The sequence below is a fragment of the Streptomyces sp. NBC_00454 genome, from assembly GCF_041434015.1.
Lineage (GTDB): Bacteria > Actinomycetota > Actinomycetes > Streptomycetales > Streptomycetaceae > Streptomyces.
Window position 1 is genome coordinate 4,679,353 of sequence record NZ_CP107907.1, and the last position, 23,644, is coordinate 4,702,996.

Sequence of the window (23,644 nt, forward strand, 5' to 3'; positions counted from 1 at the left end):
GGGTTTTCGTCTTGTTCAGGTACCGGGCGGGGAGCCAACTACGGCGTACCCTGCGGCTTATGTGCGGAATCGTGGGTTACGTAGGAGCGCAGTCGGCGCTCGATGTGGTCATTGCCGGACTCAAGCGGCTGGAGTACCGCGGCTACGACTCGGCGGGTGTCGCCGTGCTCGCGGACGGCGCTCTCGCTTCGGTCAAGAAGGCCGGCAAGCTGGTCAACCTGGAGAAGGAACTGGTCGGGCACCCGATGCCGGCCGGTTCCACGGGGCTGGGACACACCCGGTGGGCGACCCATGGCGGGCCCACCGACGTCAACGCCCATCCGCACCTCGACAATTCGGGGCGCGTGGCCGTCGTGCACAACGGGATCATCGAGAACTTCGCAGCGCTGCGGGCCGAGCTGGCCGGGCGCGGGCACCGGCTGGAGTCCGAGACGGACACCGAGGTCGTGGCGCACCTGCTGGCGGAGCGGTTCGAGGACTCCGGGGACCTCGCGGAGGCGATGCGGCAGGTGTGCCGGCTGCTGGAGGGGGCCTTCACGCTGGTCGCCGTGCACGCGCAGGACCCGGACGTGGTGGTCGGCGCGCGCCGGAACTCGCCCCTGGTGGTGGGCGTTGGAGAGGGTGAGAACTTCCTCGCCTCGGACGTGGCCGCGTTCATCGCCCACACGCGGTCCGCGATCGAGCTGGGGCAGGACCAGGTCGTCGAGCTCCGCCGCGACGGAGTCACGGTGACCAACTTCGACGGTTCGGTCGCGAACGTGCGGGCGTACCACGTGGACTGGGACGCCTCGGCGGCCGAGAAGGGGGGTTATGACTACTTCATGCTCAAGGAGATCGCCGAGCAGCCGAAGGCTGTCGCCGACACCCTCCTGGGCAGGATCGACGCGAGCGGACTGCTGACCCTCGACGAGGTGCGCATCCCGGATTCGGTGCTGCGCGAGGTCGACAAGGTCGTGATCGTGGCGTGCGGTACGGCGTACCACGCGGGCATGATCGCGAAGCTGGCCATCGAGCACTGGACCCGCATCCCGTGCGAGACCGAGCTGGCGAGCGAGTTCCGCTACCGCGACCCGATCCTGGACCAGCGGACGCTGGTGATCGCGATCTCGCAGTCGGGCGAGACCATGGACACCCTCATGGCGCTGCGGCACGCGCGCGAGCAGGGTGCCAAGGTGCTGGCCGTCTGCAATACGAACGGCTCGACCATCCCGCGCGAGTCGGACGCCGTGCTGTACACGCACGCCGGCCCCGAGGTGGCCGTCGCCTCGACCAAGGCGTTCCTGACGCAGCTGGTGGCCTGCTACCTGGTCGCCCTGTACCTCGGGCAGGTACGGGGTACGAAGTGGGGCGACGAGATCCGGGCGGTCATCCGGGAGCTGTCGGACATCGCGGCGGCGGTGGACACCGTACTGGAGACGATGGAGCCGGTACGGGAGCTCGCGCGCTCCCTGGCCGACAAGAACACGGTGCTCTTCCTGGGCCGGCACGTCGGCTACCCGGTGGCGCTGGAGGGTGCGCTCAAGCTCAAGGAGCTCGCGTACATGCACGCCGAGGGCTTCGCGGCCGGCGAACTCAAGCACGGGCCGATCGCGCTGATCGAGAAGGACCTGCCGGTGGTGGTCGTCGTACCGTCGCCGCGCGGGCGCTCGGTGCTGCACGACAAGATCGTGTCGAACATCCAGGAGATCCGGGCGCGCGGGGCGCGGACCATCGTGATCGCCGAGGAGGGCGACGAGGCCGTCGTCCCGTACGCCGACCACCTGATCCGCATTCCGGCCACCCCGACGCTGCTCCAGCCGCTGGTGGCGACCGTGCCGTTGCAGGTCTTCGCGTGCGAGTTGGCGACCGCGCGGGGCAATGAGGTGGACCAGCCGCGTAACCTCGCCAAGTCGGTGACTGTGGAGTGAGCGCAGCGAACGGAGCAGGTCGCCGACAATGGGGCGCAGTGGTGACCGTCGGATAAATGGCTTCGTAGGGGTGCGTTGTGATTATCGGTGTGGGGATTGACGTTGCCGAGGTCGAGCGGTTCGGCGTGGCACTGGAACGGACACCGAGCCTGGCGCAACGCCTCTTCCTCGATGCCGAGTTGACCCTGCCGGGCGGCGAACGGCGCGGAACCGCCTCGCTCGCCGCCCGGTTCGCGGCCAAGGAGGCACTGGCCAAGGCGCTCGGCGCGCCCGCCGGGCTGCTGTGGACCGATGCCGAGGTGTACGTCGAGGACAGCGGGCAGCCCCGGCTGCGGGTGTCCGGGACGGTCCAGGCGCGGGCGGCGGAGCTGGGCGTGAAGTCCTGGCACATATCCCTCAGCCACGACGCGGGCATCGCCTCCGCAGTGGTGATCGCCGAGGGATAGCGGTCCCGGGGAAATGGGGCACGCCTCCGCGCCGCCCGGCGCGGAGGCGTGCCCGATTTCCCCGAGACCGCTTAGCGGGCAGGGTGGTGCCATGCGTACTGCTTACAGCGTGGAGACCGTACGGGCCGCCGAGCGCGAGCTGATGGCCCGGCTGCCCGAGGGCGCCCTGATGCAGCGGGCGGCGGCGGGACTGGCCGCCGTCTGCGCCCGGCTGCTGCCCCGGGTGTACGGGGCCAGGGTCGTCCTGCTGGTCGGCCCCGGGGACAACGGCGGCGACGCCCTGTACGCGGGCGCCCGCCTGGCCCGGCGCGGGGCCGGGGTGACGGCGGTGGCGATGGATCCGGCGCGGGTGCACGCGGGCGGCCTGGCCGCGCTGCGGGCCGCGGGAGGCCGCCTCGCCGAGGAGGTGCCGCACCGGGCGGACCTGGTCCTGGACGGGCTGGTCGGCATCGGCGGGCGCGGCGGGCTGCGGCCGGCGGCGGCCGCGCTGGTGGAGCGGATCCCGGAGGGCGCGACGGTGGTGGCCGTGGACCTGCCGAGCGGGGTGGACGCGGACACCGGTGAGGTGGCGGGGGCGGCCGTACGGGCCGATGTCACGGTGACCTTCGGGGCCCACAAGCCGGGGCTGCTCATCGACCCGGGGGCCGGCAGGGCCGGGGTGGTGCACCTGGTGGACATCGGGCTGTCCTTCCCCGCGGAGCCCGACGCACAGGCCCCGCAGCACGCGGAGGTGGCCCGGCTGCTGCCGGTGCCCGCGCGGACCAGCGACAAGTACCGGCGGGGCGTGGTCGGGATCATCGCCGGGTCCGCCCGGTACCCGGGTGCGGCGGTGCTCGCCGTGGCGGGGGCCCTGCGGGGCGGCGCGGGCGCCGTGCGGTACGTGGGACCCCCGGCGGTCGCGGACGCCGTGCTCGCCCGCTACCCCGAGACGCTGATCGGGCCCGGCCGGGTCCAGGCCTGGGTGGTCGGTCCGGGGCTGGGCGAGGACCCGGCCGCCGCCGAGGCGCTGGCGCAGCCCGTGCCGGTCCTGGTGGACGCGGACGGGCTGCGCGGGCTGGACCCCGGGGCGCTGCGGGCGAGGTCGGCCGAGACGGTGCTGACCCCGCACGCCGGGGAGGCGGCGGCGCTGCTCGGGGTCGCCCGGGAGGTGGTGGAGGCGGGCCGGCTGGCGGCCGTGCGGGAGCTGGCCGGGCGGTACGGGGCGACGGCGCTCCTGAAGGGGTCGACGACGCTGGTGTGCTCCGGGGACGCGCGGACGGTACGGGTGAACCCGACGGGTACGGCGTGGCTGGCGACGGCCGGGAGCGGGGACGTGCTGTCGGGCCTCGCGGGGTCGCTGCTGGCGGCCGGGCTGTCCGGGGCCGACGCGGCGTCGGTGGCGGCGTACCTGCACGGCCTCGCGGGCCGCATCGCCTCGGACGGCGGCCCGCTGCTGGCCCACGACATCGCCGCCGCCCTGCCCGCCGCCTGGCGCGAGGTGGCCGCCGGCTGAGCCACGGACTGAGCCGGCGGCTGGGCCGCCGACTGAGCCGCCGGCTGGGCCACCGGCGCCCCGGCGCACCGCGGCCGCGCGTGGGGCCGTAGCCGGAGGTGGAGCCGCAGACGAGCGCGACGGTCGGCCTCTGAGAGACTGTGGGGGATGAACGAGACACCCACGCGCGTGTACGCCGAGATCGATCTTGACGCCGTACGGGCGAACGTGCGCGCGTTGCGCGAGCGGGCGCCCCGGGCCGAGGTGATGGCCGTAGTCAAGTCCGACGCCTACGGCCACGGCGCCGTGCCCTGCGCCCGGGCGGCCCTCGAAGCCGGTGCGACCTGGCTCGGGACCGCCACCCCCGAAGAGGCGCTCGCGCTGCGCGCCGCCGGGGTCGGCGGGCGGATCCTGTGCTGGCTGTGGACCCCCGGCGGGCCGTGGCGGGAGGCCATCGAGGCCGACGTGGACGTCGCCGTCAGCGGGATGTGGGCCCTGGAGGAAGTGCGGGCGGCCGCCCGCGCCGCCGGCCGCACGGCCCGGATCCAGCTCAAGGCCGACACCGGCCTCGGCCGCAACGGCTGCCAGCCCGCCGACTGGGCCGAGCTCGTCGGCGCGGCCGTCGCCGCCCAGGCCGAGGGCACCGTTCACGTCACCGGGCTGTGGTCCCACTTCGCCTGCGCCGACGAGCCCGGACACCCCTCCATCGCGCTCCAGCTGACCGCCTTCCGCGACATGCTCGCGTACGCCGAGAAGGAGGGCATCGAGCCCGAGGTCCGGCACATCGCCAACTCGCCCGCCACCCTGACCCTGCCCGAGAGCCACTTCGACCTCGTCCGGTGCGGCCTCGCGGTGTACGGGGTCTCCCCGGCACCCGAGCTCGGCACCCCCGCCCAGCTCGGGCTGCGCCCCGCCATGGCCCTGAAGGCCTTCGTGGCCCTGGTCAAGGAGGTCCCCGCCGGACACGGCGTCAGCTACGGGCACCACTACGTGACCGAGGACGAGACCCGGCTCGCGCTCATCCCGGCCGGCTACGCCGACGGCATCCCGCGGCACGCCTCCGGCCGCGGCCCCGTCCTCCTCGGGGGCCGGACGCGGTACGCCGCCGGACGCGTGGCCATGGACCAGTTCGTCGTGGACATCGGCCTCGAGGACCGGGTCCTGCCCGGCGACGAGGTGGTCATCTTCGGCGACGGCGAACGCGGCGAGCCCACGGCCGAGGACTGGGCTCAAGCGGCGCACACGATCGCGTATGAGATCGTCACACGTATCGGGGTCAGGGTTCCCCGGGTGTACCGCGACGGAAGTACCGCAACGGCTGAGTGAGGGCGGCGGCGTGAGCGAGAACTGGCGCAAGGCCGGCTGGGCCGGAGCGGCCATCGGCGTGATAGCCGCGGGCGCGGCCGCCGGAGTCGCGGTCGAACGGATCACCGTCGGGCGGGGCATGCGCATGAAGGCGCGCCTGGCCCTCGACGCCACCGGGGACTACGGCTCCCTGCGCGGGGCCCCCGGCACCGCGCGGGCCGAGGACGGCACCCCGCTCTACTACGAGATCGACGAACTGCCCGAAGAGGGCAAGCGGCGCCGGCTGCGCCGCAAGGCCCCGGCCCCGCCGACCGTGGTGTTCTGCCACGGCTACTGCCTCGCGCAGGACTCCTGGCACTTCCAGCGCGCGGCCCTGCGCGGTCTGGTCCGCGCCGTGTACTGGGACCAGCGCAGCCACGGCCGCAGCGGCCGCGGGCTGGCCCAGGCCGAGGGCGAGCCGGTGACCATCGACCAGCTCGGCCGCGATCTGAAGGCCGTCATCGACGCGGCCGCCCCCGAGGGCCCGCTGATCCTGGTCGGTCACTCGATGGGCGGCATGACCATCATGGGACTCGCGGAGCAGTTCCCCGAGCTCGTCCGCGAGCGGGTGGCCGGGGTGGTCTTCGTCGGCACCTCCAGCGGCCGCCTGGACGAGGTGACGTACGGGCTGCCCTCCGTGGGCTTCGGGGCGGTACGCCGCCTGCTGCCCGGGGTGCTCAAGGCGCTCGGCTCCCAGGTGGAGCTGGTGGAGAAGGGCCGCCGGGCCACGGCCGACCTGTTCGCCGGCATGGTCAAGATGTACTCCTTCGCCTCGCCCGACGTGGACCCGGGCGTCGCCCGCTTCGCCGAGCGGCTCATCGAGGGCACCCCCATCGACGTGGTCGCCGAGTTCTACCCGGCCTTCCAGACGCACGACAAGGCCGCCGCGCTCCAGCGGTTCGCCGACATCCCCGTCACCGTCATCGCCGGGGACGGCGACATGGTCACCCCGCCCGGCCACAGCCAGACCATCAAGGACGCGCTGCCCTCCGCGGAACTGGTCGTCCTGGAGTCCGCCGGGCACCTGATGATGCTGGAACACCCGGACACCGTGACCCGGCTGCTCACCGGGCTGCTGGCGCGCACCGCGGTGGTGCCCGCACCGGCTAACGTTTCCGGTCATGGAAGAAGTACCGCAGGCAGCGGTTCCTGAAGCGGGGACCGAAGCGCACATCACCGTCGGCTCGCCCGACGCCATGCAGGACCTCGGCCGCCGGATCGCCGGTCTGCTCCGCCCCGGCGACCTCGTCCTGCTGACCGGGGAACTGGGCGCCGGCAAGACCACCTTGACCCGCGGACTCGGCGAAGGCCTCGGCGTACGCGGGGCGGTGACCTCGCCGACCTTCGTGATCGCCCGGGTGCACCCGTCGCTGACCGGCGGCCCGGCCCTGGTGCACGTGGACGCGTACCGGCTCGGCGGCGGGCTCGACGAGATGGAGGACCTGGACCTCGACGTCTCGCTGCCCGAGTCCGTGGTCGTCGTGGAATGGGGCGACGGCAAGGTCGAGGAGCTGTCCGACGATCGGCTGCACGTGGTGATCCGGCGGGCGGTGGGCCACGAGGAGGTCCTGGACGACGTCCGGGAGGTCGCCGTGCGCGGGATCGGCGGGCGCTGGTCGGCCGGGGCGGGTCTGGAGACCCTCGCGGGCGTCCTCTCGGAATGAAAGTTCGCGGTTAACGTACCGACAACTCGTCGGCAAGATATTGCGCGGGCGGCACGGCGCGTGGTCACATGGTAGCGAGGGCTGGTTAGGCGTACCTAAGTACCGGCTGGCCCCGGCCAGGAGGCAGCCATGTCGGCAGCAGGAGCAGCACCACCGGGAGCAGCGGCACCGGGAGCGCGGGCGCCCCGTCCGTCCGGCGTGTCCATGGGGGCGCTGCTCGCCGCCGGCGTCGCCGCCAGCGCCGTGTCGACACCGCCCGCCCGCGAGCGCGGCGGCGAGCCGGATCCCGGGGCGGAGGCGGCCCTACGGGAGCCGGCCGTACGGGAAGAGGCCGGTGAAGACGAGCAGGCCGCTCCGGAGTCCGAAGCGGCCTGAAGGGCGGGGGAGGCCCTGGAAGGGGCCTGGGCGCGTCCCCCGTTCGGGCGAACGTCAGGAGACGACGACGACCTTGGTGCCGATCGTCGCGAAGGCCCACATCGCGTCGCCGTCCGTGCGCGTCATGCGGACCCCGCCGGTCTTCTTGCCCGGATCGGGCTCCGGGAGCGTGTTGTCCACGCGGGCGCTGAAACCGACCGTGATGCCCTGCGTGCTCGCGAACCGGACCACGTGCTCGATCGGCACCCCGTCCGAGCCCGTCACCGTGCCCGTGCGGTTGCCGACCGTGTAGCTGCCCGGCGCCGGATGGACCGTGCTCGGCATCACCGTGAACGACTTCGGCTCCTGGCCGGCGGCGTCCACCAGCCACACGCGCTTCAGGCCGATCGAGTACACGACGCGCATCCCGGTGCCGGAGCCCGCCGGGACGGCCACCGGCTTGGCCGGGTCCGCCTTCGCGGCGCCGGAAGCGCTCGGGGCGGGCGAGGGGGTCTGCGCCACGGCCTTCTGCGGGTGCGCGGGGGCGGTGGCGGAGGCCTGGTAGCCGAGGAAGCCGATCGCGGCGAGTGCCGCGACGGTGAGCCCGGCCACGATTCCCGAGCTGCTGCGTGCCACCTTGGTCCACCTCTCCGCATGGTCTGGGGCGTCCCGACACCTTGATCGGTGACACCTGGGTCGAAGGTAGCAGCCGGGCTGCTCCCAGACCGGCCGCAAGGGCCCGGGGCCCCGGAGTCGTAGGCTGTTCGCGTGCTCTTGCTCGCTGTAGATACCGCCACGCCCGCCGTCACCGTCGCCCTGCACGACGGCGAGTCCGTCCTCGCCGAGTCGAACCAGGTCGACGCCCGCCGCCACGGGGAGCTCCTGCTGCCCTCCGTCGACAAGGTCCTCGCCGAGGCGGGGGTCAAGCTCGAAGCCGTCACCGGCATCGTCGTCGGCGTCGGCCCCGGCCCCTACACCGGGCTGCGGGTCGGACTCGTCACCGCCTCCACCTTCGCCGCCGTCCTCGGAGTGCCCGTGCACGGGCTGTGCACCCTCGACGGCCTGGCCTACGCGGCCGGCGCAGCCGGGATCGAGGGCCCCTTCACCGTGGCCACCGACGCGCGGCGCAAGGAGGTCTACTGGGCCCGGTACGAGGACCCGCGCACCCGGGTCGGCGAGCCCGCGGTGGACCGGCCGGCGGATATCGCCGAGCGGGTCGCGGGACTGCCCGCCGTCGGGCAGGGCGCGCAGCTCTACCCGGAGGTCTTCACCGACGCCCGCGCCCCGGAGCACCAGAGCGCCGCCGCGCTGGCGGCCCTGGCCGTGGAACGCCTGGCGGCCGGGCAGGAGTTCCTGCCCGCGACGCCGCTCTACCTGCGCCGCCCCGACGCGCAGGTGCCCAAGAACTACAAGGTGGTCACCCCGCAGTGACCGCCACCGCCGCCGTACTGCGCGAAATGCGCTGGTGGGACATCGAGCCCGTGCTGGAGCTGGAGCACGAGCTGTTCCCCGAGGACGCCTGGTCCGCCGGGATGTTCTGGTCCGAGCTCGCGCACGCCCGCGGCCCCGGTGCCACCCGCCGCTACGTCGTGGCCGAAGACGAGGGCGGCCGCATCGTCGGCTACGCCGGGCTGGCCGCCGCCGGGGACCTGGGCGACGTACAGACCATCGCCGCCGCCCGCGACCAGTGGGGCACCGGGCTCGGCGCCCGGCTGCTGACCGACCTGCTGCGCGCCGCCAGCGATTTCGAGTGCGCCGAGGTGCTGCTGGAGGTGCGGGTGGACAACACCCGGGCCCAGAAGCTGTACGCGCGCTTCGGCTTCGAGCCGATCGGCTTCCGGCGCGGCTACTACCAGCCCGGCAACGTCGACGCGCTCGTGATGCGCCTTTCCGACCCCGCAACCTCCGTCCCCGCGGACGGACCCGTACAAGGTGAGACGACCCATGGCTGACGAACCGCTCGTCCTCGGCATCGAGACCTCCTGCGACGAGACCGGCGTCGGCATCGTCCGGGGCACCACCCTCCTCGCGGACGCCATCGCGTCGAGCGTCGACGAGCACGCCCGCTTCGGCGGGGTCGTGCCCGAGGTGGCCTCCCGCGCGCACCTGGAGGCCATGGTCCCCACCATCGAGCGCGCCCTGAAGGAGGCCGGGGTCAGCGCCCGCGACCTGGACGGCATCGCCGTCACCGCCGGGCCGGGCCTGGCGGGGGCGCTGCTGGTGGGCGTCTCGGCCGCGAAGGCGTACGCGTACGCGCTGGGCAAGCCGCTGTACGGGGTGAACCACCTGGCCTCGCACATCTGCGTCGACCAGTTGGAGCACGGGCCGCTGCCGGAGCCGACGATGGCGCTGCTGGTCTCCGGCGGGCACTCCTCGCTGCTGCTGGCCCCCGACATCACCTCCGACGTGCGCCCGCTCGGCGCGACCATCGACGACGCGGCCGGCGAGGCCTTCGACAAGATCGCGCGCGTGCTCCAGCTGGGCTTCCCCGGCGGTCCGGTCATCGACCGCCTCGCGCGCGAGGGCGATCCGAAGGCGATCAACTTCCCGCGCGGGCTGACGGGGCCGCGCGACGCGGCGTACGACTTCTCCTTCTCCGGGCTCAAGACGTCCGTCGCCCGCTGGATCGAGGCGAAGCGGAAGGCGGGCGAGGAGGTGCCGGTGCGCGATGTGGCGGCCTCCTTCCAGGAAGCCGTGGTGGACGTGCTGACGCGCAAGGCGATCCGCGCGTGCAAGGACGAGGGCGTGGACCACCTGATGATCGGCGGCGGTGTCGCGGCCAATTCCCGGCTGCGCTCGCTCGCCCAGGAGCGCTGCGACGCCGCGGGGATCGTCCTGCGGGTGCCGCGGCCGGGGCTGTGCACGGACAACGGCGCGATGGTGGCGGCGCTGGGCGCGGAGATGGTCAAGCGGAACAGGCCGGCTTCGGACTGGGACCTGTCGGCGGACTCCTCGCTGCCGGTGACGGACCCGCACGTTCCCGGCCGTTCTTCCGGCCATTCCCACGGGGACGGGCACGGCCACAGCCACGACCACGACCACGTGCACGAGCTGAGCAAGGACAACCTGTACTCGTGAGCACCGTCGCGCTGATGTGGGAGGCCCGGTCCGTGCCCGGACGGGGCAACGAGCTGCTGGAGTGGGCCCGTTCGCGGGTACTGGCCCAGGAGCCGGTGCGGCGCGAGGTGTTCCGGGCCGCGCAGGACCGGGTGCTCGTGATCACCTGGTGGGAGACCCCCGAGGGGGTCGGTGCGGAGCTGCCCGAACTCCCGGAGCCCGACGCTGATTTGATCACCCGGGCGGTCCACCGCTGGCGCTTCGAATCGGTGGAGGCCGTCGAGGGCGCCGGAGGCTGAGCCTGACGGCCGGGGGCCCGGCGGAAGCCGCCCCGCGTGCGGCTATGGTCATGTGCATGCCCCGCCGTGACCTGCCGCCGCCGCCCCCTCCCGCGCACCTGCGCGCCTGGCTCGACGAGAATGCCGTACGGGCCGACCGCGCCCGTTTCCTGAGCGAACTCGGGCGGCGCAGCCTCGGCTTCGGGAGGCTGCTGCTGCTGTGGGCCGTCTCGGCGGTCTTCGCCCTCGGCTGGTCCTTCGTCGGCATGGCCCTGATGGCCTTCGAGACGCAGGACCCGTTCTCGTACCTCTTCGGCCTGATCTTCGCCGTGCTCGGCGTGGGCGTGCTGATACCGGCCGGGTTCTGGTTCGCCTGGGGCGCCAAGCAGGACCGGCAGATCCGCCGGCTGATGTGCGCGTGGGCGGAGCTGGGCCGGGACCCGGCCGTCGACTCCGAGGTGCGCGCCCCGGGGCGCAGCCTGACCTGGCTGCTGACCTCGTTCCTGCTGGGTGCGCTCGGGCTCTGGGTGACCTTCGGGACGGCGGTGTCGGCCCGGCCGGGCGCGGACACCTACGGCGAGGTCGCGTACGCGATGGGCCTCGGCATGATCCTGTGGATCACCGGCCTGCTGGGCCTCGGCAAGGCGGGCGCGCACTACCGGTGGGCGGTACGGGCCTTCGGCGGCCCGACCCGCCCGACGGCCGGCTAGTACCCCGCGTCAGGCACCAGTACCCCGTCAGGGCTTGGCCGTCGGCGAGCCGATCAGCATCGAGGGCGCCCCTGCGACCCGGGTCAGGAACACCGTCGCGGAGTTCGGCCCCTGCGGCTTCACCTTCTTGCGGAGCTCCTCCGGCTCGATGGCCGAGCCGCGCTTCTTCACCGTCAGGATGCCGACCCCGCGCTCGCGCATCAGCGCCTTGAGCTTCTTGAGGCCGAAGGGCAGGACGTCGGTGATCTCGTACGAGGTCGCGTACGGGGTCTCGTGCAGCTCGTCGGCGGTGATGTACGCGATCGTCGGGTCGATCAGCCGGCCGCCCAGCTGCTCCGCGACCTCGGCGACGAGGTGGGCCCGGATCACGGCCCCGTCGGGCTCGTAGAGGTAGCGGCCGACCGGACCGGCATCGGGGTCGGGCAGCGGATCGGCGGTGGCCAGCGCGCGCGGGCCGGGCAGCAGGGTCGCGCGGATCTCGCCGGGGGCGGTCCCGAACCACAGGACGGCCTCCTTCACGTCCCCCTGGTCGGAGATCCACTCGGCCGCAGCCTCGGCGGGGACCGCCTCGTGGGGGATCCCGGGTGCGATCTTGATCGCGGCGAACTTCGCGGCACGGGCGGTGGCGATCGCCCAGGACAGCGGCGGGGAGTAGGACTCCGGGTCGAAGATGCGGCCGCGCCCGCCCCGCCGGGCCGGGTCGATGAACACGGCGTCGTAGCCCGCGGTGTCCACCTCCGTGACGTCCGCCTCCCGGACCTCGATCAGGTCCGCGAGCCCCAGCGCCTGGGCGTTGGCGCGGGCGACGGCGACGGTCAGCGGGTCGTGGTCCACCGCCAGCACGCGGATGCCGAGCCGGGCCAGGGCGAGGGCGTCGCCGCCGATGCCGCAGCACAGGTCCGCGAGGCTGCGTACGCCCAGGGCCGCGAGCCGCTCGGCGCGGTACGAGGCCACCGACGCGCGGGTGGCCATCTCGCCGCCGCCGGGGGTGAAGTACATCCGGTGGGCGTCCTCGGCCCCGAACTTCGCCACCGCGCGCTGCCGCAGCCGGGCCTGCCCGAGGGCGGCGGAGACCAGCGGGGCGGGGTGCTCGCGGCGCAGCCGGGTGGCGACGGCGAGCTCCTGGGCGGGGTCGTACTCCCGGAGCGAGTCGAGGAGGGCGCTGCCCTCGGGAGCGAGGAGCGCGGCGAAGTCTTCGGGGGTCACGGGGTCCATTGTCGGCCACTCGGTGGAAGGTCGGGTTCCCGCCGAGGTGTCGCCAGGGGCGGGTGCGTGACAGATGCAAAGATGCCCAGCTATGCAGCTAGTCCGACAAAAGGAACATAAGACGCAACAGGGTCACCGGATCGCGGCAGTTGCGCGAGGCCGGTTGGGGATGGCCGCCATGGCCGCACTGCTGGTCGCCGGATTGGCGACGGGGTGCGGATCCAGCGGCTCCGCAGCGCCGGACAAGGCCGCCAAGGCGAAGGCGGCCGCCGGTGCCGAGGGGCCCGGCGCGGCAGGTGCGCTCGGCAACTACGCCGAGAAGCTGAAGGCCGCCCAGCAGGCGCGGGCCGTCGCCGCCAAGCGGTGGGGGCTGGCCAAGCCGCCGCTGATGGCCCCGGCCGCTCCCAAGGAGAAGCCCGAGATCACCACCCGCAAGGGCTTCGAGGTCGAGGACGGCGACAGCCTGCCGCCGGTCTTCACCACCGTCCCCACGGAGGAGAAGGTCGTCTTCCTGACGATCGACGACGGTGCCGAGAAGGACCCCGAGTTCCTGAAGATGATGCAGGAGCTCAAGCTCCCGTACACCGCGTTCCTGAGCGACTACCTGGTGCGGGACAACTACCCGTACTTCAAGCAGATGCAGGACGCGGGCGTGACCCTGAACAACCACACGCTCAACCACCGCTACATGCCGGCGCTCTCCTACGAGAAGCAGCGGCAGGAGATCTGCGGTCAGCAGGACACGATCGAGAAGCAGTTCGGCAAGCGGCCCACGCTGTTCCGCCCGCCGTACGGCAACTACAACGAGGACACGCTGCGCGCGGCCAAGTCCTGCGGGATCAAGTACGCCCCCCTCTGGAACGAGGAGGCCTTCCCGGACCGGATGGACTGGCGCGAGTGGGACCGCGACCTGCACCCCGGTGACATCATCCTCACGCACTTCCGGGGCAAGGAAGACTGGAAGGGCAGCATGACTGACATGATCCGTCATGTCATGAAGACCGTCACGGACAAGGGATATGCCGTGGCCCGCTTGGAGGATTACTTGTGAGGTACGCGCGCCGGTTGGTAGCCGGAACGCTGGCGGCCGGCGCGCTCGCGCTGTCCCTGACGGGGTGCGGGGACAGCGTGGACCCCATCGAACGAATGGGCCGCAAGGCGACGGAGGACAGGACCTCCCCGTCGCCTTCCGCCCCGGCCTCCCCCTCGGCGGCGGGCTCGGCGGTCGCGGGTGACGAGGCGTACCGGAAGTGGGGCCTGAACGCCCCCCTCCAGTACGCCCCCAAGCCGGCCGTCAAACCCCAGGTCCCGCCCGCCAAGCCGGGCCGGGTCCAGGTCATCGACCGAATACCCGTCCCGGCGGACGACAAGGTCGTCTTCCTGACGTTCGACGACGGCGCGGAGAAGAACCCCGAGTTCCTGAAGATGGCGGCCGATCTGAAGCTGCCGATCAGCATGTTCCTGACGGACAACATCGCCTCGTCGGACTACGGCCACTTCGAAAAGCTCCGCGACAACGGATCCAACAGCACGATAAACAACCACACGCTGACGCACCCGAACCTCAAGACCCTCTCCTTCGCGGCACAGAAGAAGGAGATATGCGGTCAGCAGGAGCGTCTGGAGAAGCGGTTCGGTACGAAGCCGACCCGCTTCCGCCCGCCGTACGGCAACTACAACGACGACACCCTCAGGGCCGCGAACGAGTGCGGGATATCGCAGCTCCTCCTGTGGCGCGTGTCGATGCAGATCAACAACTTCCAGTACGCCGAGGGTTCCGCCCTCAAACCGGGCGACATCATCCTGGCCCACTTCCGCGGCCCCGCCGAGCTCAAGGGCTCGACGGAGATCGAGATGACCACGCGGATGCTCCAGCGGATACAGGAGCAGGGGTACCGGATCGGGCGCCTGGAGGACTACCTCTAGGCCGTCTCTTTCGGATCTTGCCGGGTCCGCGCCGCCCGGCACCGCACCTCGCCGCGCTGCCGGGGCACCCGAGTACGTCCAGTACACGGAAGCCCCGGCAGCGCGCCGAGGCACGGCACCGGACGACGCGGGCTCGACCGGCAAGATCCGAAAGAGACGACCTAGGCCGTCTCTTCGGTCGCGCTAGGAACCCGTGGGGCCCGGACCCGACACCGCCGGGGTGATCGTCGTTTCCACCGGGCCCCTGGAATCCGCCTCGCGCTGGCGTTCCGCGCTGTCGGAGATCCGCAGCAGCAGGGCGATCATGATCCAGTTGGCCAGGAGCGACGAGCCGCCCGCCGCCAGGAAGGGCAGGGCCTTGCCCGTCAGGGGGATCAGGCCCGTGACCCCGCCCGCCACCACGAAGACCTGCAGGGCCAGCGCCGAGGAGAGGCCCACGGCGAGGAGCTTGCCGAACGGGTCGCGCGCGCCCAGGGCCATCCGCAGCCCCCGCTGCACGAGGAGCGCGTAGAGGATCAGGACGGCCATGACACCGGCCAGGCCCAGTTCCTCGCCGACCGTGGTGAGGATGAAGTCGCTGCGGCCGGCGAACTTGATCAGCTCCGGATTGCCCATGCCGAGCCCGGTGCCCGAGATGCCGCCGGTGCCGAAGCTGAACAGCGCCTGCGCCGACTGGTCGGAGATGACGCCCGGCGGCCGGTCCTTCCAGTAGTACGACAGCGGGTTCAGCCAGGCGGCCACGCGGCCCTTGACGTGCGGTTCCGTGGAGCCCACGACGAAGGCGCCCACCGAGGCCATGAGCAGGCCGCAGACGATCCAGCTGGTGCGCTCCGTGGCCACGTAGAGCATCACCACGAAGACGCCGAAGAAGATCAGCGAGGTGCCGAGGTCGCGCTCGAAGACCAGCACGAGCAGCGAGATGATCCACACCGTGACGATCGGTCCGAGCTGGCGCATCGGGGGCAGGCGCATGCCCAGGAACTTGCGGCCCGACAGGGCCAGCGCATCGCGGTGGATGACCAGGTAGCCCGCGAAGAAGACCGCGATCATGATCTTCACGAACTCGCCGGGCTGGACCGAGAGCGCGCCGAGCCTGATCCAGCGCTTCGCCCCGTAGGTGTCCGCGCCGAAGAACGCCGGCGCGATCAGCGCCACCAGCGCGACGGCCATCGTGATGTAGATGAACCGCTGGAGCAGCCGGTGGTCGCGCAGGACCCACAGCACGAGGATGCACGCGGCGACGCCGACCACCGACCAGAGCAACTGGCCGGGCGCGTTCGCCGTCGACTTGTACCGCTCGATGTACCCCTGGTCGAGCCGGTGCAGCAGCACCAGCCCCAGCCCCGTCAGCAGCATGGCCAGCGGGAAGATCAGCGGATCCGCGTACGCGGCGAACCGGCGCACGGCCAGGTGTCCCACCAGCGCGAGCAGCGTCATGCTGATCGTGAAGCCGGTGAGGTTGGGCGGCAGCGCGTCGTTCATCGCCAGCCCCGCGCTGGCGTGGCCGGATACGGCGATGACGACGACCAGGACGAGCAGCAGTGCTTCGGTGCGGCGGCGCGCGCCCGCCGTCGTCAGGGGTTTCAGTCCACGCACGGGACGCCGCCGCCATCGATGGCGGGGGTTCCGCTGCTCTTCCGGGACGGGGCGGGGGAGGGTGAGGCACCCGGGGCGGGCGACCCTGCCGAGGAGGGAGCGGCGCCCGGTGCGCTCGGGCTCGCAGCGGCCTTGGGCCCGATCTGCTCGGCAATGAGTCGCTTTATCTTCATATCGTCTACGACGTTTATCTCGGCGTCATGGTTCCTGCTGAAGCCTTCGATGGGAAGGGTCACAAACTCCACGTTGCCCCCCGACAGGTTCTTCGCCTGCTTCACGAACGACAGCAGGTCCCACCCCTGATCGGTGACGACGTCCTGTTTCGCGGTGTCGATCAGCTTGATCAATTTCACCGGGTCGGTGAAGGTCCCCGCCTGGTTCAGCTTGTACGTCGCACCCGCCAGGAAGGCCTGCTGCCGCTTCGTGCGGTCCAGATCGCCCATGGTCAGGCCGTGCCGCTGCCGTACGAAGGCCAGCGACTGCTGGCCGTTGAGGCTCTGGCGTCCCGCCGGGAAGTCGGCGCCCGAGAAGCTGTCCTTCACGGGGTGCTTCAGACACACCGGTACGCCGTCCAGGGCGCCCGCCAGATGGTAGAAACCGGCCAGGTTCAGCTCGGCGAAGTGGTCGATCGGGACGCCGAGGAAGGCGCGGACCGTGTCGATCTCCGCCTTGCGCCCCGCCTCGCGCCCCTCGTGCTCCAGCTGCCGCCGGTCCTTGACCCCCTGGGCGGCGAGCTGCTCCTCGTGCTTGGCCTTCGCCCGCCCGTAGGCCTCCTTGATCTTGGCCTTGCCGGTGAACCCGGGCACGCCGTGCATCTCGACGAAGTCGTCGCGCGGCACCGAGAAGGCCTTCGCCTTGCCCCCGTCACCGGGTACGTGGAGCAGGATCAAGGTGTTGGTGTTGTAGCCGCCGATGTCGGAGCTGCCCGCGTGCAGCTTGTCCAGGACGTCCTCGGGCAGCGGCTCGCCGTTCTGGTCGCGGCGGCTGTCCAGGCCCATCAGGAGGATGTTCACATCTCCGTACTTCGACTTCTCGGCCCCCTCCAGGGCCTTGGAGCTGCCGATGGTGGAGACGAGGTCCTGGTACAGGTACCAGGCGGTGCAGCCCATGAGCACCACCAGCGCACCGGCTCCCGCCAGCACGGTCCGGGTGAGCCGGGTCCGGCGCGAGGGCCTGCCGGGCCTGCGGCGCCGGGTCGCGGGGGCCTGCGGTTCCTGGGGCTTCCTGCGGTGCGCACTCATGGGTGTCGATGCTGATGCAGGGGTGCTGAAGGAAACCTGAGGGTCCTGAAGCCGCTTTCAGGGGCGGGGGCTATCGGGCACGCGCAGCACCAGCCGCACGCCCGTGGCTCCGGCGGCTGCGGGGAGCGCGCGCAGGTCGCCGCCGTGCGCCCGCGCGATCTCCCGGGCGATGGCCAGGCCCAGGCCGGTGCCGCCGCTGGCCCGGCCCCGGTCCGCGTCCAGCCGTACGAAGCGCTCGAAGACCCGGTCCCGGTCCGCCTCCGGGATGCCCGGCCCGTCGTCCGTGACCTCCAGCAGCGCCCAGCCGTCGCCGCTCGCCGACGCACGCACGGTGACCCCGGTCCGGGCGTACCGCAGGGCGTTGTCCACGAGATTGGCCAGCGCCCGCTCCAGCCGCGCCGGATCCCCGGCAGCCGGTACGGGGGCCCGCGCGTCCAGCCGTAGCGCCACCCGGGGATCCGGGCGCCGCGCCACGGCCTCGGCGGCCAGCAGTGCGAGGTCCACGGGCTCGGTGCGCGGCGCGGGTCCGCCGTCGAGCCGGGCCAGCAGGAGCAGGTCGGCCGCGATGCCCTGGAGCCGCTCGGTATCGGCCAGTGCGGCCGCCACCGACTCCCGGTCGGGATCCCGCAGCGCCACCTCCAGCCGGGACCGGACGGCCGCCAGGGGGTTGCGCAGCTCGTGCGAGGCGTCGGCGGTGAACTGCCGCTGCCGGGCGTCGCTGCGCTCCAGCCGGTCCAGGGTGGCGTTGACGGTCCGGGCCAGCTGCGCGATCTCGTCGGCCCCGCCCGGGTCCGGGACCCGGCGGTCGAGCTCGCTGGCGGTGACCGCGGCCAGCTCGGTGCGGATCGCGGCCACCGGGCGCAGCGCCTGGCCGGTCACCCACCAGGCCAGGGCCGCCGAGAAGGCGATCAGTGGGGGAGCGCCGGCGAGCAGGCCCAGGGCGACGGACCGGTCGGCGGCGTCCACGTCGCCCAGGACCGTCATGGCGTACACGGTGTGCGGATCGCGCGCCCCGCGCGGACCGGGCGCCTCCACGGCGACCACCGCACGCCGTTCCGCGCCGGGGCGCGCGGGCGGCAGCACGGCCGAGCGGGAGTCGCTGCCGGGCGCGGGGCGCAGCTCGCCCAGTTCGGGGGTGTCCTTCAGGTCCCCGCTGGTGGCGATGGTCCGGCCGTTCGCGTCCCGTACGAGGACCAGGTCCACCCCGCCCTCCGGCGCGGGCAGCCGGCCGGCGGCCGGAAGGATCCCGCTGTCGAGCTGGGAGGCGACCTTGCGGGCGGCGAGCTCGGTGCGGCCGGTGGTGTTCTCGATGAGGTTGGCGCGCAGCACCGTGTACAGCCACAGCCCGCCGGTGGCGAGGACGGCGGCCATCGCGAGGGCGGCGGCCGCGGCGGCGCGGGCGCGCAGGCTGCCCAGGCGCGGGCGGGGCCGCCGGGGGCGCGATGGCCGCCCGGGGCGCCGGAACGGCCTATCCACCGTCCGGGGCCATCCGGTAGCCGGTGCCGTGGACGGTGAGGATCGAGCGGCGGCCGAAGGGGACGTCGATCTTGCGGCGCAGGGAGGAGACGTAGACCTCGACGATGTTCGGGTCGATGCCGTGCGGGCCCTCCCAGACCTCGTCGAGGATGTCCTGCTTGGCGACGGCCCGGCCGGGCTGTTCCATCAGGCAGGCCAGGACGCCGAGCTCGCGGGCGGTCAGCTCGATCTCGTGCCTGCCGCGGCGGCAGCGGCGGCCGCGCGGGTCCAGGACCAGGTCGCCGGCCTGGAGCACGGCGCTCTGCGGGGGGCCGGCGGCGCGCCGGGTGATCGCGCGCAGGCGGGCGGCGAGGACGACGAAGGAGAAGGGCTTCGTGAGGTAGTCGTCGGCGCCCGAGTCGAGCCCCTCGGCCTCGTCGTACTCGCCGTCCTTGGCAGTCAGGATGAGGACGGGGGTGGGGTCGCCGTGGGCGCGCATCCGCTTGCAGATCTCGTAGCCCGAGAGGCCGGGGAGCATCAGGTCGAGGACGACGGCGTCGTACGGGCCGCCGGTGAGCGCGAGGTCCAGGCCGCGGTGTCCGTCGTGGGCGAGGTCGATCCAGTGGCCGTCGGCGGCGAGCCCGCGCCGCAGCGATTCGGCAAGCCCCACTTCGTCTTCGACGACCAGAATGCGCATGCCCCAAGCCTCACATACCGGGCCCGGTTGACCGGGCCGGCACCCACGGGGGCGGCGCCACGGACCCTGCCCCGTCCGCGGGTTCGGCGGGGCCGAGGCCGCACCCCGGCCCGTACCCGGCCCGCACCCCGGCCCGTACCCGGCCCGCACCCCGGCCCGTACCCGGCGCGGCCGTGCGGAAGCGGGCGGGCCCTGCGGGCGGCCTTCCCCTACCCACCCTTCGCCCGTTCCCCGGGCTCCGCCCGGACCCGGTCCTCAAACGCCGGACGGGCTGAGAAGCCCCCGTCTCGCCCCCCGGGCAGGGGCCGGGACGGGATGCGGCCCGCCGGGCCGGGACGCGGTCCGACGCGGCCGGAGCGGCGGCCCGGGCGGCGAAACCAGCGGCGCGTATTGGCACTCCGCTTGACCGAGTGCTAATCGCCGGAATAGTCTCGCGTCTGGCACTCGCCCCTGGTGAGTGCCAACACAGCGACAGGCAGGTCCGGCTCCCGCGACGACGGATCGACCTGGTCGCCACCTCAGACAGTTAACCCCGGATCTCCGAAGGGGGAGGTCAGATCGTGACGACCACCAGCTCCAAGGTTGCCATCAAGCCGCTCGAGGACCGCATTGTGGTCCAGCCGCTCGACGCCGAGCAGACCACGGCCTCTGGCCTGGTCATCCCGGACACCGCGAAGGAGAAGCCCCAGGAGGGCGTCGTCCTTGCCGTGGGCCCGGGTCGCTTCGAGGACGGCCAGCGTCTCCCGCTGGACGTCACCGTCGGCGACGTCGTCCTGTACTCCAAGTACGGCGGCACCGAAGTGAAGTACAACGGCGAGGAGTACCTCGTCCTCTCGGCTCGCGACGTGCTCGCGATCGTCGAGAAGTAATCACTTCTCCAGTTTTGCTTTGAGCTACGCCCCTGGTCACCCCTGCTGATGCCGGGCGGCGAGGGGCGTAGTTCGTTCTGGGTTAGGCGGTCGCGGTGAGCGGCCGGGGATCGCAACGAGAGGGCTGAACCGCTCCCATGCCGAAGATTCTTAAGTTTGACGAGGACGCCCGTCGCGCCCTCGAGCGCGGCGTCAACAAGCTTGCCGACACGGTCAAGGTGACGATCGGCCCCAAGGGCCGCAACGTCGTCATCGACAAGAAGTTCGGTGCGCCCACCATCACCAACGACGGTGTCACCATCGCTCGCGAGGTCGAGCTGGACGACCCGTACGAGAACCTGGGCGCGCAGCTCGTGAAGGAGGTGGCGACCAAGACCAACGATGTTGCGGGTGACGGCACCACCACCGCCACCGTGCTGGCCCAGGCGCTGGTCCGCGAGGGTCTGCGCAACGTCGCCGCGGGTGCCTCCCCGGCCGCCCTCAAGAAGGGCATCGACCTCGCGGTCAAGGCCGTGTCCGAGGAGCTCCTCGCGACCGCCCGCCCGATCGAGGACAAGTCCGACATCGCCGCCGTGGCCTCGCTCTCCGCGCAGGACGCCCAGATCGGCGAGCTCATCGCCGAGGCGATGGACAAGGTCGGCAAGGACGGTGTCATCACCGTCGAGGAGTCCAACGCCTTCGGCGTGGAGCTGGAGTTCACCGAGGGCATGGCCTTCGACAAGGGCTACCTCTCCCCGTACATGGTCTCCGACCAGGAGCGCATGGAGGCCGTCCTCGACGACCCGTACATCCTGATCAACCAGGGCAAGATCTCCTCCATCCAGGACCTGCTGCCGCTGCTCGAGAAGGTCATCCAGGCCGGTGGCACCAAGCCGCTGCTGATCATCGCCGAGGACGTCGAGGGCGAGGCGCTCTCCACCCTCGTCGTCAACAAGATCCGTGGCACCTTCAACGCCGTCGCCGTCAAGGCGCCCGGCTTCGGTGACCGCCGCAAGGCGATGCTCCAGGACATGGCCACCCTCACCGGTGCCACCGTCATCGCCGAAGAGGTCGGCCTCAAGCTCGACCAGGCCGGTCTGGACGTACTCGGTTCCGCGCGCCGCGTGACCATCACCAAGGACGGCACCACCATCGTCGACGGTGGCGGCAAGTCCGAGGACGTCCTCGGCCGCGTCAACCAGATCAAGGCCGAGATCGAGTCCACCGACTCGGACTGGGACCGCGAGAAGCTGCAGGAGCGCCTGGCGAAGCTCGCCGGCGGCGTCTGCGTCATCAAGGTCGGCGCCGCCACCGAGGTGGAGCTCAAGGAGCGCAAGCACCGTCTCGAGGACGCCATCTCGGCGACCCGCGCCGCGGTCGAGGAGGGCATCGTCTCCGGCGGTGGCTCCGCGCTCGTCCACGCCGTCAAGGTTCTCGAGGGCAACCTCGGCCTGACCGGCGACGAGGCCACCGGTGTCGCGGTCGTGCGCCGCGCCGCCGTCGAGCCGCTGCGCTGGATCGCCGAGAACGCGGGCCTCGAGGGCTACGTCATCACGGCGAAGGTTGCCGAGCTCGACAAGGGCCAGGGCTTCAACGCCGCCACCGGCGAGTACGGCGACCTGGTCAAGGCCGGCGTCATCGACCCGGTCAAGGTCACCCGTTCCGCGCTGGAGAACGCCGCTTCCATCGCCTCCCTGCTGCTCACGACCGAGACCCTGGTCGTCGAGAAGCCGGCTGACGACGAGGCCGACGCCGGTCACGGCCACGGTCACGGCCACAGCCACTGACCTCGTCAGAGGTGGGTTGAGAGAGCCCCGGTCGCCTTCGGCGGCCGGGGCTTTTCCCGTTCCCTGCGGTATGACCCGTGGGGTGCTACTGCATCATCCCCATCTGGCGCATCAGGCCCGGGGCGTCGTAGTACCACCAGTCCTCGGCGATCTGGCCGTTCTCGATGCGGCAGGTCGTACAGCCCGACATGCTGAATTCCTTGCCGGTCGGTGCGACCCCCATGAACTCGCCCTTGTGGGTGCCCTTCCAGTTCCAGAGCGTGGTGACGCAGTCCCCTTCGGCGATCTGGCGGGTCATGTCGAAGGACATGTCGAAGGCGTCCCGCCACATGCCGACGGTCTTGCGGAGGCCTTCCCGGCCGTTGCCCTCGCCCGTGGTGTCCATGATGTCGTGGGTGACGTAATTGGCCGCGATGCACTCCTCGATCACGTCGAAGTTGCCCTTGCCCGCGATGTCCTCGAAGAGCCGGTTCGCCACCAGCTTGTTGAGGTACTCGTCGCGGACGACCTCGAGGTTCATGAATTTCGGCATGCCCTCGCACAGGGCCACCATCTCCTGGAACATCCTGTCCGTCTCCGGAAGGTGAGAGTTCCTCATGGCCTCTTCGTACGAGGGGAATTCGACGAGGTCGACGTAGTGGGTCTTGGAGTCGCGGTCCCTGCCGATCATCGTGTGGGTGACCGTGCGCCGACCGCTCGCCTGTTCGGCCCAGCGGTCGATCAGGGCGTTCATCTCGTCGAACCGTGTGGTCTCGTAATCGATTACTTGTACGAATGTCATCGCGTCGCCTCCCGCGCTGGATGGGACACATCCAGTTTAGGGAGAATTCACCCATATGCCGCGTCTACCGGCTGGTCGCTGCGGCGAGGTGCTGCGACCGGATCACTGGGGCCCGTACTTGCGTCCCGTGCGGGAGGAGACCCCGCCCAGCAGCCCGCGCGGGGTCAGCTTCACCACGCTCATCAGCGCCTTGTACCGGGGGTCCGGGATCGACACGGTCTTGCCCCGCGCCAGGTCGGCCAGGGCCGCGGCCACCAGCTTGTCGGCGTCGAGCCACATCCAGCCGGGGATGTTGTCCGTGCCCATGCCGGCGCGCTCGTGGAACTCGGTCCGCACGAAGCCGGGGCACAACGCCATCAGCCGTACGCCCGAACCGGTCAGGTCCTTCGCCGCGCCCTGCGTGAACTGCACGACCCAGGCCTTGCTCGCCCCGTAGGTTCCGCGGGGCAGGAAGGCGGCCACCGAGGCCACGTTGATCACGCCGCCGCGTCCGCGCGAGCGCATCGGCTCGGTCGCCGCCGAGGTCAGCCGCAGCACGGCCTCGACGTGGACCTTCAGCATGGTCAGCTCGTCGGCCATGGACACTTCGAGGTAGCGGCCCTTGTTGCCGAAGCCCGCGTTGTTGACCAGCAGGTCGACCGGGTGCTTGCGGTCGCCGAGACGTTTCTCGACGGCGCCGATGCCCTCCTCCGTGGAGAGGTCGGCGGCCAGCACCTCGGCCTCGATGCCGTGCCGGTCGTGCAGTTCGGTGGCCTGCTCGCCGAGTCGCTTCGTGTCCCGGGCCACCAGGACGAGGTTGTGCCCCTGGGCGGCGAGCCGCCGGGCGAAGGCGGCGCCGATGCCCGCCGTGGATCCCGTAATCAACGCAGTCGTCAT

Annotated in this window: 24 protein-coding genes; 16 read left to right on the forward strand and 8 right to left on the reverse strand. The window is 72.0% G+C overall.

What is annotated here, in order from left to right:
- Positions 1-59 precede the first annotated feature (59 nt).
- The 7 genes from glmS (at position 60) to OHU74_RS21895 (ending at position 7,207) form a co-directional block, all read left to right on the forward strand.
- Positions 60-1,907, forward strand: a complete 1,848-nt coding sequence (gene glmS, locus OHU74_RS21865) for a glutamine--fructose-6-phosphate transaminase (isomerizing) (RefSeq protein WP_371617444.1) — start codon at positions 60-62, stop codon at positions 1,905-1,907.
- Positions 1,908-1,984: 77 nt separating this feature from the next.
- The gene (locus OHU74_RS21870) at positions 1,985-2,353 is read left to right on the forward strand and encodes a holo-ACP synthase (RefSeq protein ID WP_330298094.1); all 369 of its coding nucleotides are present in this window, start codon (positions 1,985-1,987) and stop codon (positions 2,351-2,353) included.
- A 91-nt stretch (positions 2,354-2,444) separates the two neighbouring features.
- Positions 2,445-3,845 carry an NAD(P)H-hydrate dehydratase gene (locus OHU74_RS21875; protein WP_371617445.1) on the forward strand — a complete coding sequence of 467 codons (1,401 nt, stop codon included), beginning with the start codon at positions 2,445-2,447 and terminating at the stop codon, positions 3,843-3,845.
- Between the two features lie 147 nt (positions 3,846-3,992).
- The gene (gene alr / locus OHU74_RS21880) at positions 3,993-5,150 is read left to right on the forward strand and encodes an alanine racemase (protein ID WP_371617446.1); all 1,158 of its coding nucleotides are present in this window, start codon (positions 3,993-3,995) and stop codon (positions 5,148-5,150) included.
- A gap of 10 nt (positions 5,151-5,160) precedes the next feature.
- Entirely contained in the window at positions 5,161-6,321 is a 1,161-nt protein-coding gene (locus OHU74_RS21885) for an alpha/beta fold hydrolase (RefSeq protein WP_371617447.1), read from the forward strand.
- Positions 6,290-6,832 carry a tRNA (adenosine(37)-N6)-threonylcarbamoyltransferase complex ATPase subunit type 1 TsaE gene (gene tsaE, locus OHU74_RS21890; RefSeq protein WP_371617448.1) on the forward strand — a complete coding sequence of 181 codons (543 nt, stop codon included), beginning with the start codon at positions 6,290-6,292 and terminating at the stop codon, positions 6,830-6,832. The genes OHU74_RS21885 and tsaE overlap by 32 nt, the downstream gene beginning before the upstream one ends.
- Before the next feature lie 129 nt (positions 6,833-6,961).
- A complete protein-coding gene (locus OHU74_RS21895) occupies positions 6,962-7,207 on the forward strand; it encodes a hypothetical protein (RefSeq protein WP_371617449.1) in 246 nt (81 codons plus the stop codon).
- Between the two features lie 54 nt (positions 7,208-7,261).
- On the opposite strand, the gene OHU74_RS21900 is transcribed toward OHU74_RS21895, so the two are convergent.
- Positions 7,262-7,822 (reverse strand): hypothetical protein, encoded by a 561-nt coding sequence (locus OHU74_RS21900; protein WP_371617450.1) that lies wholly within the window; start codon positions 7,820-7,822, stop codon positions 7,262-7,264.
- Between the two features lie 132 nt (positions 7,823-7,954).
- On the opposite strand from OHU74_RS21900, the gene tsaB reads away from it, so the two are divergent.
- The 5 genes from tsaB to OHU74_RS21925 are packed head-to-tail and all read left to right on the forward strand — an operon-like array spanning position 7,955 to position 11,231.
- Complete coding sequence (gene tsaB / locus OHU74_RS21905) at positions 7,955-8,617, forward strand: tRNA (adenosine(37)-N6)-threonylcarbamoyltransferase complex dimerization subunit type 1 TsaB (RefSeq protein WP_371617451.1); 663 nt, start codon at positions 7,955-7,957, stop codon at positions 8,615-8,617.
- Positions 8,614-9,138, forward strand: coding sequence for a ribosomal protein S18-alanine N-acetyltransferase (gene rimI, locus OHU74_RS21910; RefSeq protein WP_371617452.1), 525 nt, complete (start codon positions 8,614-8,616; stop codon positions 9,136-9,138). The genes tsaB and rimI overlap by 4 nt, the downstream gene beginning before the upstream one ends.
- On the forward strand, positions 9,131-10,264 hold the full coding sequence (tsaD, locus tag OHU74_RS21915; RefSeq protein ID WP_371617453.1) for a tRNA (adenosine(37)-N6)-threonylcarbamoyltransferase complex transferase subunit TsaD: 1,134 nt from the start codon (positions 9,131-9,133) through the stop codon (positions 10,262-10,264). The genes rimI and tsaD overlap by 8 nt, the downstream gene beginning before the upstream one ends.
- A complete protein-coding gene (locus OHU74_RS21920; RefSeq protein ID WP_371617454.1) occupies positions 10,261-10,542 on the forward strand; it encodes a hypothetical protein in 282 nt (93 codons plus the stop codon). The genes tsaD and OHU74_RS21920 overlap by 4 nt, the downstream gene beginning before the upstream one ends.
- A gap of 56 nt (positions 10,543-10,598) precedes the next feature.
- The gene (locus OHU74_RS21925) at positions 10,599-11,231 is read left to right on the forward strand and encodes a hypothetical protein (protein WP_371617455.1); all 633 of its coding nucleotides are present in this window, start codon (positions 10,599-10,601) and stop codon (positions 11,229-11,231) included.
- Between the two features lie 27 nt (positions 11,232-11,258).
- Here OHU74_RS21925 and OHU74_RS21930 read toward each other — a convergent pair whose 3' ends face one another.
- Entirely contained in the window at positions 11,259-12,446 is a 1,188-nt protein-coding gene (locus OHU74_RS21930) for a methyltransferase domain-containing protein (protein WP_371617456.1), read from the reverse strand.
- A gap of 82 nt (positions 12,447-12,528) precedes the next feature.
- Here OHU74_RS21930 and OHU74_RS21935 point away from each other — a divergent pair, with 82 nt between their 5' ends.
- Positions 12,529-13,488, forward strand: a complete 960-nt coding sequence (locus OHU74_RS21935; protein WP_371617457.1) for a polysaccharide deacetylase family protein — start codon at positions 12,529-12,531, stop codon at positions 13,486-13,488.
- On the forward strand, positions 13,485-14,363 hold the full coding sequence (locus tag OHU74_RS21940; RefSeq protein WP_371617458.1) for a polysaccharide deacetylase family protein: 879 nt from the start codon (positions 13,485-13,487) through the stop codon (positions 14,361-14,363). Before OHU74_RS21935 ends, OHU74_RS21940 begins: the two co-directional genes overlap by 4 nt.
- 183 nt (positions 14,364-14,546) lie before the next feature.
- Here OHU74_RS21940 and OHU74_RS21945 read toward each other — a convergent pair whose 3' ends face one another.
- From OHU74_RS21945 to OHU74_RS21960, 4 genes are read right to left on the reverse strand one after another with little or no spacing between them, the layout of a single operon-like run.
- Complete coding sequence (locus tag OHU74_RS21945) at positions 14,547-15,959, reverse strand: FtsW/RodA/SpoVE family cell cycle protein (RefSeq protein ID WP_371617459.1); 1,413 nt, start codon at positions 15,957-15,959, stop codon at positions 14,547-14,549.
- Positions 15,947-17,200 carry an LCP family protein gene (locus OHU74_RS21950; protein ID WP_371617460.1) on the reverse strand — a complete coding sequence of 418 codons (1,254 nt, stop codon included), beginning with the start codon at positions 17,198-17,200 and terminating at the stop codon, positions 15,947-15,949. Before OHU74_RS21950 ends, OHU74_RS21945 begins: the two co-directional genes overlap by 13 nt.
- Positions 17,201-17,257: 57 nt before the next feature.
- Positions 17,258-18,676 (reverse strand): sensor histidine kinase, encoded by a 1,419-nt coding sequence (locus tag OHU74_RS21955; RefSeq protein WP_371617461.1) that lies wholly within the window; start codon positions 18,674-18,676, stop codon positions 17,258-17,260.
- The gene (locus OHU74_RS21960) at positions 18,669-19,352 is read right to left on the reverse strand and encodes a response regulator transcription factor (protein ID WP_371617462.1); all 684 of its coding nucleotides are present in this window, start codon (positions 19,350-19,352) and stop codon (positions 18,669-18,671) included. Before OHU74_RS21960 ends, OHU74_RS21955 begins: the two co-directional genes overlap by 8 nt.
- Before the next feature lie 560 nt (positions 19,353-19,912).
- Between OHU74_RS21960 and groES the strand changes: the two genes are divergently transcribed.
- Positions 19,913-20,221: a co-chaperone GroES gene (gene groES / locus OHU74_RS21965; RefSeq protein WP_008739621.1), complete on the forward strand. Its 309-nt coding sequence runs from the start codon at positions 19,913-19,915 to the stop codon at positions 20,219-20,221.
- A gap of 137 nt (positions 20,222-20,358) precedes the next feature.
- The gene (groL, locus tag OHU74_RS21970) at positions 20,359-21,987 is read left to right on the forward strand and encodes a chaperonin GroEL (protein ID WP_371617463.1); all 1,629 of its coding nucleotides are present in this window, start codon (positions 20,359-20,361) and stop codon (positions 21,985-21,987) included.
- A gap of 85 nt (positions 21,988-22,072) precedes the next feature.
- Here the strand turns inward: groL and OHU74_RS21975 are convergent, their stop codons facing one another.
- Entirely contained in the window at positions 22,073-22,768 is a 696-nt protein-coding gene (locus OHU74_RS21975) for an ester cyclase (RefSeq protein WP_371617464.1), read from the reverse strand.
- Positions 22,769-22,870: 102 nt separating this feature from the next.
- Positions 22,871-23,644, reverse strand: coding sequence for an SDR family NAD(P)-dependent oxidoreductase (locus tag OHU74_RS21980; RefSeq protein WP_371617465.1), 774 nt, complete (start codon positions 23,642-23,644; stop codon positions 22,871-22,873).

Excerpts from the sequence above, each read along its gene's own strand:
- OHU74_RS21935 (WP_371617457.1), top strand. The coding sequence starts at position 12,529 with ATGCAGCTAGTCCGACAAAAGGAACATAAGACGCAACAGGGTCACCGG.
- OHU74_RS21975 (WP_371617464.1), bottom strand. The coding sequence starts at position 22,768 with ATGACATTCGTACAAGTAATCGATTACGAGACCACACGGTTCGACGAG.
- groL (WP_371617463.1), top strand. The coding sequence starts at position 20,359 with ATGCCGAAGATTCTTAAGTTTGACGAGGACGCCCGTCGCGCCCTCGAG.
- OHU74_RS21930 (WP_371617456.1), bottom strand. The coding sequence starts at position 12,446 with ATGGACCCCGTGACCCCCGAAGACTTCGCCGCGCTCCTCGCTCCCGAG.
- OHU74_RS21980 (WP_371617465.1), bottom strand. The coding sequence starts at position 23,644 with ATGACGACTGCGTTGATTACGGGATCCACGGCGGGCATCGGCGCCGCC.
- glmS (WP_371617444.1), top strand. The coding sequence starts at position 60 with ATGTGCGGAATCGTGGGTTACGTAGGAGCGCAGTCGGCGCTCGATGTG.
- OHU74_RS21960 (WP_371617462.1), bottom strand. The coding sequence starts at position 19,352 with ATGCGCATTCTGGTCGTCGAAGACGAAGTGGGGCTTGCCGAATCGCTG.
- OHU74_RS21875 (WP_371617445.1), top strand. The coding sequence starts at position 2,445 with ATGCGTACTGCTTACAGCGTGGAGACCGTACGGGCCGCCGAGCGCGAG.
- OHU74_RS21895 (WP_371617449.1), top strand. The coding sequence starts at position 6,962 with ATGTCGGCAGCAGGAGCAGCACCACCGGGAGCAGCGGCACCGGGAGCG.
- OHU74_RS21950 (WP_371617460.1), bottom strand. The coding sequence starts at position 17,200 with ATGAGTGCGCACCGCAGGAAGCCCCAGGAACCGCAGGCCCCCGCGACC.
- alr (WP_371617446.1), top strand. The coding sequence starts at position 3,993 with ATGAACGAGACACCCACGCGCGTGTACGCCGAGATCGATCTTGACGCC.
- tsaD (WP_371617453.1), top strand. The coding sequence starts at position 9,131 with ATGGCTGACGAACCGCTCGTCCTCGGCATCGAGACCTCCTGCGACGAG.
- OHU74_RS21925 (WP_371617455.1), top strand. The coding sequence starts at position 10,599 with ATGCCCCGCCGTGACCTGCCGCCGCCGCCCCCTCCCGCGCACCTGCGC.
- tsaE (WP_371617448.1), top strand. The coding sequence starts at position 6,290 with ATGGAAGAAGTACCGCAGGCAGCGGTTCCTGAAGCGGGGACCGAAGCG.